This is a genomic window from Pseudomonas sp. PvP100, assembly GCF_017833055.1.
GTDB lineage: Bacteria > Pseudomonadota > Gammaproteobacteria > Pseudomonadales > Pseudomonadaceae > Aquipseudomonas > Aquipseudomonas syringae.
This window is the reverse complement of sequence record NZ_JAFIBO010000001.1, coordinates 4,066,758-4,079,127: the sequence shown is the minus strand read 5'-3', so window position 1 is coordinate 4,079,127 and position 12,370 is coordinate 4,066,758. Positions and strand designations below refer to the sequence as shown.

The window sequence follows — 12,370 nt, the reverse complement described above, 5'->3', positions numbered from 1 at the left end:
TGCTAGCTGCGCGCAAGCACGGAGTCAGCCCAGACTTGCTGCCATGGGTGATTTCAAAGGAGTGACAACATGGCTTCGTCCGGGCAGTCCGTGCTCTGTGTCTATCGCTACGATCCATTGGATCGCCTGGCCGATTGCGCGCCTGCGGGGCAGGGTAGCACTCGCCTTTTTTATCAGAAGACACACCTGGCTATGCAGATTCAGGGGCAGGTCCAGCACACGCTTATGCGCACGGATGAGCATTTGCTGGCGTGCCTGAGTGCAGAAAATAATCAGCGCGACGGCGCGTTGTTGGTAACGGATCAACAGCAGTCAGTGACCGCCGCTCAGGGGTTGGAGTTTGCCTACACGCCTTACGGACATCGTCATCCTTCAGGCCCCGCAAGCCTGCCGGGCTTTACCGGCCAGCGGGTTGACCCGGTGACGGGGCACTATTTGCTGGGTAACGGGTATCGGGCGTTTAACCCGGTGTTGATGAGGTTTAACAGCCCGGACAGTCTGAGCCCGTTTGGTGAGGGTGGGGTGAATGCGTATGGGTATTGTGGGGGGGATCCGGTTAACTGGGTTGACTGGACAGGGAGTACACCCGCTTTATTGAAGGGGCTGTTGAGGGCATTGAAAGTAATGAAGCCTTCTCGGCGTTTATCATCGGGCAACGTTACTGGTACTTCTCTGCGGCCTCTTTCTGACGAAATAAACTCAGGATTAAGTGCGAGTGCGCCACAGTTAAGTCGCTCTGCAGCGGTGCGACAAGTCGAGTCAGTGACTGTGTCTGCAAAAAAATTGAATAAACAAGCAGGTCTTGACTCTAGAAAAGCTGCAAAAGAGTTTAAGGCCAATGATAAGCTTTATCGTGAATCTATCAAGAAGTCTAAAAAGCTGAAAAGTGATACGCAAGTCGGATTAAGTTTGTATGATGAGGATGATGTCGTTTATGAATATACACATGTTCAACAATACATAAGAGAGCAGCGAAAACTGGCTAAGCCTATTCAGGATCTGTCGACACCACCCTCTTACAAACTCGCTCTTGAAATTGTTGATGATGACGAGTTGAGCTTGATAACTAAGCAGATTCGAGGGGCTAAATGACCCGCTTCGAATCTGCTAACGTAAGTAGCCAAGAAACCGACTTTACTGTTGATGCTTACGCAGCACCAAACAACCCATGCGGATCAATCACAAACTTCTTCGGCACGCCCGAATCGAACTCGCCATACCCCCGCGGAGCATCATCCAGACTGATCACCTCGACACCCACTATGTCGGCGATCTTGATGCGGTCCCACATGATCGCCTGCATCAGCTGGCGGTTGTATTTCATGACCGGGGTCTGGCCGGTGTGGAAACTGTGGGATTTGGCCCAGCCCAGACCGAAGCGAATGCTCAGGCTGCCCATTTTTGCCGCGGCGTCCACGGCTCCCGGGTCTTCGGTGACGTACAGGCCGGGGATGCCGATCTTGCCTGCGACGCGCACTACGCCCATCAACGAGTTGAGAACGGTGGCGGGTGCTTCGGCCTGAGCGCCAGCATGGCCGTGACCGCGTGCTTCGAAGCCTACGGCGTCGATGGCGCAATCCACTTCAGGTTCGCCGAGCAGGGCAGCGATCTGTTCGTGCAAGGGAGTGTCCTGGGACAGGTCGGCAATTTCGAAGCCCTGGGCCTTGGCGTGAACCAGACGCGTCGGGTTCACGTCGCCGACGATCACCACAGCAGCGCCCAGCAAGCGTGCTGACGCCGCCGCAGCCAGGCCGACCGGGCCGGCGCCTGCAACATAAACCGTGCTGCCAGGGCCAACCCCGGCAGTCACTGCGCCGTGGTAGCCGGTGGGCAGGATGTCGGACAGGCAGGTCAGGTCGCGAATTTTCTCCATCGCCGCGTCGCGGTCCGGGAGTTTGAGCAGGTTGAAGTCCGCGTAAGGCACCAGCACGTATTCAGCCTGGCCCCCAACCCAGTCACCCATGTCGACATAGCCATAGGCTCCACCGGGACGCGCCGGATTGACCGTCAGGCAGACACCGGTGTTCTGTTCCTTGCAACTGCGGCAGCGACCGCACGCCACGTTGAATGGCACAGAAACCAGATCACCGACTTTCAGATGTTCCACGTCACGACCGGCTTCCAGCACCTCGCCAGTGATTTCATGACCGAGCACCAGCCCGGTTTGCGCCGTGGTGCGGCCGCGTACCATGTGCTGGTCGGAGCCGCAGATGTTGGTGGAGACCACGCGCAGAATCACGCCGTGTTCGATGCGCTTGCCGCGTGGATCTTCCATTTTCGGGAAAGGAATTGATTGCACTTCGACCTTGCCAGCGCCGAGATACACTACACCGCGATTACCAGACATACATGTCACCTCGCTTTTATTGTGGTGAAACAGATTTAGAGCAGAGAAGAACAGTTGCAAGCTTCAAGCGGCAAGAAATACGGATCGCTTGCAGCTTGCAGCTTGCAGCTTGCAGCTTGCGCCTATAAAACCACCGTCCTGTTGGCGTTGAGGAACACCCGCCGTTCGATGTGATAACCCACCGCGCGGGCCAGTGTCAGTCCTTCGATGTCTCGACCCTTGGCGATCAGGTCTTCGGGATAGTGGCTGTGATCGACCACTTCCACGCCCTGGGCAATGATCGGACCTTCGTCCAGATCGTTGTTGATGTAATGCGCCGTGGCACCGACCAGCTTCACCCCCTTGTTGTAAGCCTGATGGTAAGGCTTGGCGCCTTTGAAACCGGGCAGTAACGAGTGGTGGATATTGATCGCCTTGCCGTCCAGCTTGCGACACAGGTCCGGAGACAGGACCTGCATGTAGCGGGCAAGAATCACCAGTTCTGCACCAGACTCTTCGATGACCTGCCAGACTTTGGCTTCCTGCGCGGGCTTGTCGTTGGGGTCCAGTGGGAAATGGTAGTACGCAATGCCGTGCCAGCCAGCCAGTGGCTCAAGATCAGGGTGATTGGACACCACCGCGACCACGTCCATGGACAGTTGATTGATACGCTGGCGATAGAGCAGGTCATTGAGGCAGTGATCGGCTTTCGAGACCATGATCACGACTTTTGGCCTGTAGTTGGGCGCCGTGAGTTCGAAGATCATGCCAAACGTTTCGCCGCGCTCACTCAGCCCGGCCCTGAATCCCTGTTCGTCGAAAGCCTCAGGCTGACGAAACTCCACACGGATGAAGAAGCGTCCCGAGAGGCGGTCATCGAAGGAATGGTGTTCTGTGACGTAGCAACCCTGCTCGAACAGAAAGCGCGTCACTGCGTCTACCGTGCCCAGCATGCTGGGGCAGTCGGCGGTCAAAATCCATGTATCGGGCGCGCGGCTCATTAAATGAATGCTCCAGAGTATTCGTTATCCGCAAATCTGACTGACAGTGTCAGCCAGCATGCTCAAGCAGGACGCAGAGCGTCCGGAACTGCATTCCCACGCGGAGCGTGGGGACGATAATCACCGTGTCGGCTATCGTGCCAATGCTCCAGCAGGAGTCCTCATTAAGACTGACGCTGAGGTAGGTCCACGGCGCTTCACGCCTGAATACTCAGCCCGTACTCGGCACTCGCATCCTGCAGCCACAGCCACCAGTAATCCGAGAAGCTGCGGCGGACCAGCAGCTCCCAGGTTTCTTCACCGGTCCGGCGGATCACCAGTTGCGACTTGGCGAACACAGTGCCGACTGCCTTGCCCACCGGGAAGTTGTCCGGGTGCACGTCGTAGCTGGTGGACTTCATCAGTACCTGGCGCACCTTCGGCCCGCTCAGTTCAAGAATCGACTGCCCGCCGCTGACATTGACGATCGCGATGTGCTGCCCGCTCAGTTCGTCACGCAGCTTCTGTTCTGCCGCGAACTCTTCGCCGCTCGGCACGATCAGCAGCCATTCATCCGGGCCAAGCCATTGCAGTGAGCTTTCGCCGTTGATGACCAGCATCAGCGCGGCGGGCAGCTCCATGCCCAGCGCCTTGTGTACGCCAGCGGCGAAGGCCGGATCGTGGGCATTGCCACGAATCGTCAGGTGCCCCAGCAGCTTTTTCTCGCGCAGGAAAACCCCCGGGCTGGCGCGCCCCTTGCCAATCAGGCTGTCGAGGTTTGCATGGAACAGCGGCGACTCGGCTTTGACGTCGGTGGTCGGGCGCTGCTGGTAAACGTTGGCTGTGCTCATGATTCACCTGCTTGAATTCTGTGTGCTGCGGATGATCGACTCATCGCGTGCTACTCGATGTTTTGCCGCTCGCCCTTCGGATCGAAGAACACCGAAGAAACGATCTCGGCTTCGATCACGCTGCCATCGGCCAAGGGTGCGAAGACTCGCTCGCCCATACGCGCCAGGCCGCCTTTGACCACGCCCATCGCGAACGAATAGCCCAGCGAGTTGTGCGCGTAACTGGAGGTCACGTGGCCGACCATGCTCATCGGAATCGTCTGTTTGGTATCGAAGACCAGTTGCGCACCTTCCGGCAGCCATTTGGCAGGGTCCACCGGCTTTAGGCCGACCAGTTGCTTGCGCTGTTCACGCACGCAGTCTTCGCGATTCATGCCGCGCCAGCCGATCCAGGAGAACGGTTTGGTACGGCCCACACACCAGCCCATGTTCAGGTCGTCGGGCGTCATCGAGCCGTCAGTGTCCTGACCGACGATGATGAAACCCTTCTCTGCGCGCAGCACGTGCATGGTCTCGGTGCCGTAAGGCGTCAGGTTGTACTGCTTGCCTGCCTCGGCGATCTTTTCCAGAACGCCCATGGCGTAGTCGGCCTGAATGTTGACCTCGTAGGACAGCTCGCCGGTAAACGAGATACGGAATACCCGGGCCGGCACACCGGCGACCAGTCCTTCCTTCCAGGTCATGAACGGGAAGGCTTCACGGCCCAGATCAATATCGGTGACTTCGCTGAGCAGCTTGCGGCTGTTGGGGCCGGACAGTGTCAGGGTCGCCCAGTGATCGGTCACTGAGGTGAAATACACTTTCAGGTCCGGCCATTCGGTCTGTTGATAGATTTCCAGCCATTGCAGGACACGCGCTGCGCCGCCCGTGGTGGTGGTCATCAGGAAGTGGTTGTCAGCGAGACAGGCAGTGACCCCGTCATCGAAGACCATGCCGTCTTCCTTGCACATCAGGCCATAGCGGGCCTTGCCGACGTCCAGTTTGGTCCAGGCGTTGGTGTAGATGCGGTTGAGGAACTCGCGTGCATCCGGGCCTTGAATATCGATCTTGCCCAGCGTCGAAGCGTCCAGCAGGCCAACGCTGTCGCGCACCGCCTTGCATTCGCGAGCGACGGCTGCGGGCAGGTCTTCGCCGTTTTTCGGGAAGTACCACGGCCGTTTCCATTGGCCGACGTCCTCGAACTCGGCGCCGTTTTTGACATGCCAGGCGTGCAGCGCGGTGAACCGCACGGGTTCGAAGATGTGTTTGCAATGACGCCCGGCTATCGCGCCGAAGGTCACCGGCGTGTAGTTGGGGCGGAACATGGTGGTGCCCATTTCCGGGATCGTCACGTTCAGTGAACGGGCGGCGATGGCCAGACCGTTGACGTTGCCCAGCTTGCCCTGATCGGTGCCGAAACCCAACGCGGTGTAGCGCTTGACGTGCTCGACCGACTCGAAACCCTCGCGGGTTGCCAGTTCGATGGCGGCGGCGGTGACGTCGTTCTGGAAGTCCACGAACTGCTTGGGCGCCCGTGCGGTGCCTTTTTCGTGCGGCACCTGAAACAGCGCCAGCGTCGGTTCTTCAGCACGGCTGAGGGCTTTAGGCATCACGCCTTCGACCACCTTGAAGCCCGCTTCACTGGCAGCGCGCACGCCGCCTTCGAAGCCATCGGCCAGGCTGTCAGCCAGGCTGTAGACGCCGTTGACTCCGCCTACGCAGATACGTTTCTGTGGTGCTTCGCCCGGTACGAAGCCGAGTATGTCCTCGCGCCAGACCGGCTTGCCGCCCAGGTGCGAGGCCAGGTGCACGATCGGGCTGTAGCCGCCGGAGCTGGCAACCATGTCGCATTCAAGCCATTCGCCTGGGCTGGTCACGCTGTGCGTCTTGAGGTCGATGGCGGCAACGCGGGCAGCCGTCACGCGCTTGCTGCCGCGGGCCTCGATGACCGCGCTGCCGGTCAGGATGCGAATGCCTTTGGCCCGCGCTTCTTCAACCAGCGGCCCGCGCGGGTTATGCCGTGCATCCGCAATCGCGACCACGTGCAGGCTGGCGTCGAGCCAGTCCAGAGCGACGCGATAAGCGTGATCGTTGTTGGTGGAAAGCACCAGTTTCTTGCCCGGCGCCACGCCATAACGACGGACGTAAGTCGATACGGCACCGGCCAGCATGTTGCCGGGCACATCGTTGTTGCCGTAGACCAGCGGACGCTCGTGAGTACCCGCGGCCAGCACCACACGTTTGGCACGTACCCGGTGCATGCGCTGGCGGACCATGCCGATCGGCGCGCGATCACCCAGGTGGTCGGTGAGGCGCTCGTGGATGGTCAGGAAATTGTGATCGTGATAGCCATTGACCGTGGCACGTGGCAGCAGGGTGACGTTGCGCAGGCTTTTCAGCTCGGCGACGACCGTCGACACCCATTCAGTGGCGGGTTTGCCGTCGAGGCTTTCACGGCTGTCGAGCAGGCTGCCGCCGAACTCTTCCTGTTCATCGGCAATGATCACTCGGGCACCGCTGCGACCTGCTGCCAGGGCAGCGGCCAGACCGGCCGGGCCCGCACCGACGATCAACACGTCGCAGTGCTGGTTCATTGCATCGTAGCTGTCCGGGTCGTTCTCGGTCGGCGAGCGACCGAGGCCTGCAGCCTTGCGGATGTACTTCTCGTAAGTCATCCAGAACGATTGCGGATACATGAAGGTTTTGTAGTAGAAACCCGGCGGCATCAGCTTGCCGCCGACCTTGCCCAGAATGCCCATGACATCGGTATTCACGCTCGGCCAGCCGTTGGTGCTGGTCGCCACCAGTCCGGCATAGAGCGCCTGTTGCGTGGCACGCACGTTGGGGATCTGCGTCGCTTCGGTCGCGCCGATCTGCAGCACGGCATTGGGCTCTTCCGAACCCGCTGCGAAGATGCCGCGCGGGCGGGAGTATTTGAAGCTGCGGCCGATGATATCGACGCCGTTGGCGAGCAGGGCAGAGGCCAGCGAGTCACCTTCAAAGCCCTGGTAGGTCTGGCCATTGAAGGTAAAGTTGAGCACCTTGCTGCGATTGATACGGCCGCCGTTGGGCAGGCGATGGGTCTGGCTCATACCTTGTCTCCCTGATCCGTGAACTGCGGCCTGGTACCGATCGGATAGGTCTCGAGAATCTCGTAGGTCACGGTATTGCGCGTCATGTTGAAATACTGGCGGCAACCGGCGGCGTGTATCCACAGTTCGTGATGCAGGCCGCGCGGGTTATCGCGAAAGAACATGTAGTCGCCCCATTGCTCATCGGTGCAGGCACCGGGGTCCAGCGGGCGCGGGATGTGCGCCTGACCGGACGGGTGGAATTCCTCTTCGGAGCGCAGTTCGCCACAGTGAGGACAGAAGATATGCAGCATGGTCGGGTTCTCCTGTTAGTGGGCTACGGCTGCAGCGCCGTGTTCGTCGATGAGTGCACCGTTGTGGAAACGGTCGATGGAGAACGGCTTGGCCAGCGGATGCATCTCGCCCTTGGCCAGACTGGCGGCAAATACGTTGCCCGAGCCCGGCGTGGCCTTGAAGCCGCCTGTGCCCCAGCCGCAGTTGAAGAACATGTTCGGCACCGGGGTCTTGGAAATGATCGGGCAGGCGTCCGGCGTGGTGTCGACGATACCGCCCCATTGACGATTCATGCGCACGCGGGACAGCACCGGGAACATCTCGACGATGGCCTGGACGGTGTGTTCGATCACCGGGTACGAGCCGCGCTGGCCATAACCGACCCAACTGTCGATACCGGCACCGATCACCAAGTCGCCCTTGTCGGACTGGCTGATGTAGCCGTGTACCGCGTTGGACATGATGACGCTGTCGATAATCGGCTTGATCGGCTCGGAAACCAGTGCCTGCAACGGGTGTGATTCGATAGGCAGACGGAAGCCTGCCAGCTTGGCCATGTGCCCGGAATTACCGGCGGTTACCACACCAACACGTTTTGCACCGATGAAACCCTTGTTGGTTTCCACACCGATGCACACGCCGTTTTCCTTGCGAAAGCCGATGACTTCGGTCTGCTGAATCAGGTCGACGCCCAGCGCGTCGGCCGCGCGGGCGAAGCCCCAGGCCACCGCATCGTGGCGGGCGACGCCGCCACGGCGTTGGACCGTTGCGCCGATGATCGGGTAACGGGTGTTTTTCGAGCAGTCCAGGTACGGGATTTCCTCGGCGACCTGCTGACCGTTGAGCAATTCACCGTCCACGCCGTTAAGCCGGTTGGCGCTGACGCGGCGCTCGGAGTCGCGCATGTCCTGCAGGGTGTGGCACAGGTTGTAAACGCCGCGCTGGGAGAACATGACGTTGTAGTTGAGGTCTTGGGACAGGCCTTCCCACAGTTTCATCGCGTGTTCATAGAGGTGGGCCGACTCGTCCCACAGGTAGTTGGAGCGCACGATGGTGGTGTTGCGCGCAGTGTTGCCGCCGCCCAGCCAGCCTTTCTCGACCACGGCCACATTGGTGATGCCGTGCTCCTTGGCCAGATAATAGGCCGTGGCCAGACCGTGCCCGCCGCCGCCGACGATGACCACGTCATAGACCTTTTTCGGGGTCGGCGTGCGCCACATGCGCTGCCAGTTTTCATGGTGGCTGAGGGAATGCTTGAGAAGGCCGAAGCCTGAGTAATGCTGCATGTGAGGCTACTCCTGACTCAGCGATAAACCGGAAAATCGGCGCACAGGGCGGCGACCTGGCTGGCGACGTCGGCCTCGACATCGGCATCACCGAGGTTGTCGAGGATGTCGCAGATCCAGCCTGCCAGCTCGACGCACTGGGTCACCTTGAAGCCGCGGGTGGTAACAGCCGGTGTACCGATGCGCAGGCCGGACGTCACGAACGGCGACTGCGGGTCGTTGGGCACCGAGTTCTTGTTGACGGTAATGTGCGCACGCCCGAGCGCTGCGTCGGCGTCCTTGCCGGTCAGACCCTGACGGATCAGGCTGACCAGAAACAGATGGTTGTCGGTGCCGCCGGAGACCACGTCGAAGCCCCGATCGATGAACACCTGCGCCATCGCTTGCGCGTTGTCGATGACCTGCTGTTGATAGACCTTGAAGGCGGGCTCCATGGCTTCTTTGAAACACACGGCCTTGGCGGCGATGACGTGCATCAACGGGCCGCCCTGACCACCGGGGAAGACGGCGGAATTGAATTTCTTCTCCAGCTCTTCGTTGGCCTTGGCCAGGATCAGGCCGCCGCGTGGACCGCGCAGGGTCTTGTGGGTCGTGGTGGTGACTACGTCTGCGTAGGGCAGCGGATTCGGGTAAAGACCGGCGGCAACCAGACCGGCGACGTGCGCCATGTCGACGAACAGGTAAGCGCCTACCTTGTCGGCGATTTCACGGAAGCGCGGGAAGTCGAGGGTCTTGGAATAGGCCGAAAACCCGGCAATGATCATTTTCGGCTGGCATTCGACGGCAATGCGCTCGACTTCGTCGTAATCGATCAGCCCGGTCGCGGTGTCGATGCCGTACTGCACGGCGTTATAGAGCTTGCCCGAGAAGCTGACCTTGGCACCGTGGGTCAGGTGGCCGCCATGCGCCAGGCTCATGCCCAACACGGTATCGCCGGCCTGGAGCAGCGCCAGATAGACCGCTGCGTTGGCCTGACTGCCGGAGTGTGGCTGAACGTTGGCGTAGTCGGCACCAAACAGCTGTCTGGCGCGGTCGATGGCCAGCTGCTCGACCTTGTCGACGTGCTCGCAACCGCCGTAGTAACGCTTGCCGGGATAGCCCTCTGCGTACTTGTTGGTCAGACCGCTGCCCTGCGCCTGCATCACGCGTTTGCTGGTGTAGTTCTCCGAGGCGATCAGCTCGATATGGTCTTCCTGACGCTGCTCCTCGGCGTTCATCGCCGACAGCAGTGCATCGTCATAACCCTGGATCTGGTCTTGCTTGCTGAACATCGCGGATCTCCCAGCGGCGGCGCGGCGCCTGACTTGTCGTTCGGGCGGAACAGAGCCCTCTGAGAGCGATGGTAGGGCCGCACCGAAGACGCCAAATGCCTATGGACGCCACACAAAGGTGCGTTTACGACATGGGGGCTGAGGGAGCAGAAATAGCGGCAGGGGAGTTACCCGGGGGACAAGGCTGTGGACGAAAAAAAGCCCGCTCCCGGCTGGATGAGTCCAGCGCGGTGGAGCGGGCTTGTCGGTTACAGGCCTTGTCAGCCGTGGTTTTTGCCCAGCAACGCGTGATACAGCTCGGTATCACCCAGAATGCCGACCACTTTATTGCCTTCCTGCAGGACCAGTTTGTTACCGGTCTGGTAGCGGATCTGCAGCGCGTCGCGCATGCCGATGTTGGAATGCACAAGCGTAGGGCGTCGATCCAGAGTGGCGACGTCCTGACCGGGGGCCCAGTTCTGCAGATCGAGGGCCGTAGCACCTTGCCGCGCGCCTTTGATCACGTTGCCGTCGGCCAGATCGAGCCATGAGTCGCCGCTCGGGTCCAGGCACACCGAACCGTTGACGTGGGTGCACTCGTCGACGGTGCGCATCAGACTGCGCCCGCACAGCACGTTGAGCGGGTTGGTGTGTGCAACGAAGGTACGCACGTATTCATCTGCCGGATTGAGCACGATCTGCTCCGGCACGCTGTATTGCACGATACGGCCGTCTTTCATGATAGCGATCCGGCTGCCGAGCTTCAGTGCTTCATCCAGATCGTGGCTGACGAACACAATGGTCTTGCTCAACTTGGTTTGCAGGGCGAGCAGTTCGTCCTGCAACCCCTGGCGGATCAGGGGGTCGAGCGCCGAGAACGGTTCGTCCATCAGCAGGATGTCGGCGTCCATCGCCAGTGCCCGCGCCAGGCCCACTCGTTGCTGCATGCCGCCAGACAGTTCGTCGGGCTTCTTGTTGCGCCATTGGGTCAGGCCCACCAGTTCGAGCTTTTCATCCACCAGTTTGCGCCGTTCCTTTTCGGGGCGACCCTGCATCTCCAGGCCGAAGCTGATGTTCTCGCGCACCGTCAGCCAAGGCATCAGGGCGAACTTCTGGAAGACCATGGCAATGCGCTTGGTGCGCATCATTTTCAGTTCGGCTGCGCTGCAGTTGGCGATGTTGATCTGCGAGCCTTCATGCTCGACGAACAGTGAGCCACGGCTGACGGTGTTGAGGCCGTTGATACAGCGCAACAGGCTGGATTTGCCGGAGCCCGACAGGCCCATCAGGACGCAGATTTCGCCTTTTTCGATGTCCAGACTGGCGTTTTCGACGCCGACGATCTGTCCGGTTTTCTTGAGGATCTGGTCACGCGTGAGGCCTTCGTCGAGCAGCTTGAGGGCTTCACGCGGGTCCTTGGAGAAGATGACGTCTACCTTGTCGAATTTGATGATACTCATGCGTCGGACCCTACCTTGGCTTCGGGTTGTTTGCAGATGCGGTCGAGCATGATGGCCAGCAATACGATTGCCAGACCGGCTTCGAAACCGAGCGCGATGTCGGCCGTGTTCAGCGCGTTGACCACTGGTTTGCCCAGGCCGTCGGCACCGACCAGGGCCGCGATGACCACCATCGACAGCGACAGCATGATGCACTGGGTAATCCCGGCTGCAATGCTGGGCATCGCGTAGGGCAGTTCAATGCGCGTCAGCAACTGGCGACGTGACGAGCCGAAGGCCTTGCCGGCATCCAGCAACTCCTGAGGCACATCGCGAATACCCAGGTAGGTCAGGCGAATCGGCGCGGCAATGGCGAAAACCACCGTCGAGATCAGGCCGGGTACCACGCCCAGACCAAACAGCGTGAGCGTCGGAATCAGGTAGACGAAAGTAGGCACGGTCTGCATCAGGTCGAGTATCGGCCGGATGATGGTGTAGAACAGCGGCTTGTGCGCGGCAATGATGCCCAGCGGCACGCCGATGACGACACACACCAGCGTGGCGAAGAGCACCTGCGCCAGGGTTTCCATGGTTTCCTGCCAGTAATGCAGGTTGAGGATCAGCAGAAACGAAAGGATGACGAAAACCGTCAGGCCCCACTTGCGCTGGATGAAGTGCGCGAGGGCTGCGATAAGGCCGATCAGTACGAATGGATTGAACCAGGTCAGCGCGAAAGTGAACCCGTGGATCATCATTTCCAGTGTCGAGGCTATTGCGTCGAAGTAATCGGCGCCGTTGGCCGTCAACCAATCGACAAATGCGGCGATGTACTCGCCCAGAGGGATTTTATGGTCAGTCAGCATGATTTCGGGTGTCCGCTTGCGGAAGGTGAAG

At 60.1% G+C, this 12,370-nt stretch carries 10 protein-coding genes; 1 reads left to right on the top strand and 9 read right to left on the bottom strand.

Annotated elements, in window-relative coordinates:
• The first annotated feature begins 69 nt into the window (after positions 1-69).
• Positions 70-1,092 (top strand): RHS repeat-associated core domain-containing protein, encoded by a 1,023-nt coding sequence (locus tag JOE39_RS17535; protein WP_210078537.1) that lies wholly within the window; start codon positions 70-72, stop codon positions 1,090-1,092.
• Positions 1,093-1,147: 55 nt separating this feature from the next.
• Here the strand turns inward: JOE39_RS17535 and fdhA are convergent, their stop codons facing one another.
• The 9 genes from fdhA to choW form a co-directional block, all read right to left on the bottom strand.
• Complete coding sequence (gene fdhA, locus JOE39_RS17530; protein ID WP_003316157.1) at positions 1,148-2,347, bottom strand: formaldehyde dehydrogenase, glutathione-independent; 1,200 nt, start codon at positions 2,345-2,347, stop codon at positions 1,148-1,150.
• Positions 2,348-2,469: 122 nt separating this feature from the next.
• Positions 2,470-3,327 (bottom strand): formyltetrahydrofolate deformylase, encoded by an 858-nt coding sequence (gene purU / locus JOE39_RS17525; protein WP_003319123.1) that lies wholly within the window; start codon positions 3,325-3,327, stop codon positions 2,470-2,472.
• 197 nt (positions 3,328-3,524) lie between these two features.
• Complete coding sequence (gene soxG, locus JOE39_RS17520) at positions 3,525-4,157, bottom strand: sarcosine oxidase subunit gamma family protein (RefSeq protein WP_003420019.1); 633 nt, start codon at positions 4,155-4,157, stop codon at positions 3,525-3,527.
• Positions 4,158-4,207: 50 nt separating this feature from the next.
• On the bottom strand, positions 4,208-7,228 hold the full coding sequence (locus JOE39_RS17515; RefSeq protein ID WP_016569183.1) for a sarcosine oxidase subunit alpha: 3,021 nt from the start codon (positions 7,226-7,228) through the stop codon (positions 4,208-4,210).
• Positions 7,225-7,521, bottom strand: a complete 297-nt coding sequence (locus JOE39_RS17510; protein WP_003316160.1) for a sarcosine oxidase subunit delta — start codon at positions 7,519-7,521, stop codon at positions 7,225-7,227. The genes JOE39_RS17515 and JOE39_RS17510 overlap by 4 nt, the downstream gene beginning before the upstream one ends.
• 15 nt (positions 7,522-7,536) lie before the next feature.
• On the bottom strand, positions 7,537-8,787 hold the full coding sequence (locus JOE39_RS17505; protein ID WP_003316161.1) for a sarcosine oxidase subunit beta family protein: 1,251 nt from the start codon (positions 8,785-8,787) through the stop codon (positions 7,537-7,539).
• A gap of 17 nt (positions 8,788-8,804) precedes the next feature.
• Positions 8,805-10,058, bottom strand: a complete 1,254-nt coding sequence (glyA, locus tag JOE39_RS17500) for a serine hydroxymethyltransferase (RefSeq protein ID WP_010407077.1) — start codon at positions 10,056-10,058, stop codon at positions 8,805-8,807.
• A 260-nt stretch (positions 10,059-10,318) separates the two neighbouring features.
• Positions 10,319-11,497, bottom strand: coding sequence for a choline ABC transporter ATP-binding protein (gene choV, locus JOE39_RS17495; RefSeq protein WP_016569181.1), 1,179 nt, complete (start codon positions 11,495-11,497; stop codon positions 10,319-10,321).
• Positions 11,494-12,342 (bottom strand): choline ABC transporter permease subunit, encoded by an 849-nt coding sequence (gene choW / locus JOE39_RS17490; protein WP_170855970.1) that lies wholly within the window; start codon positions 12,340-12,342, stop codon positions 11,494-11,496. The genes choV and choW overlap by 4 nt, the downstream gene beginning before the upstream one ends.
• Positions 12,343-12,370 lie beyond the last annotated feature (28 nt).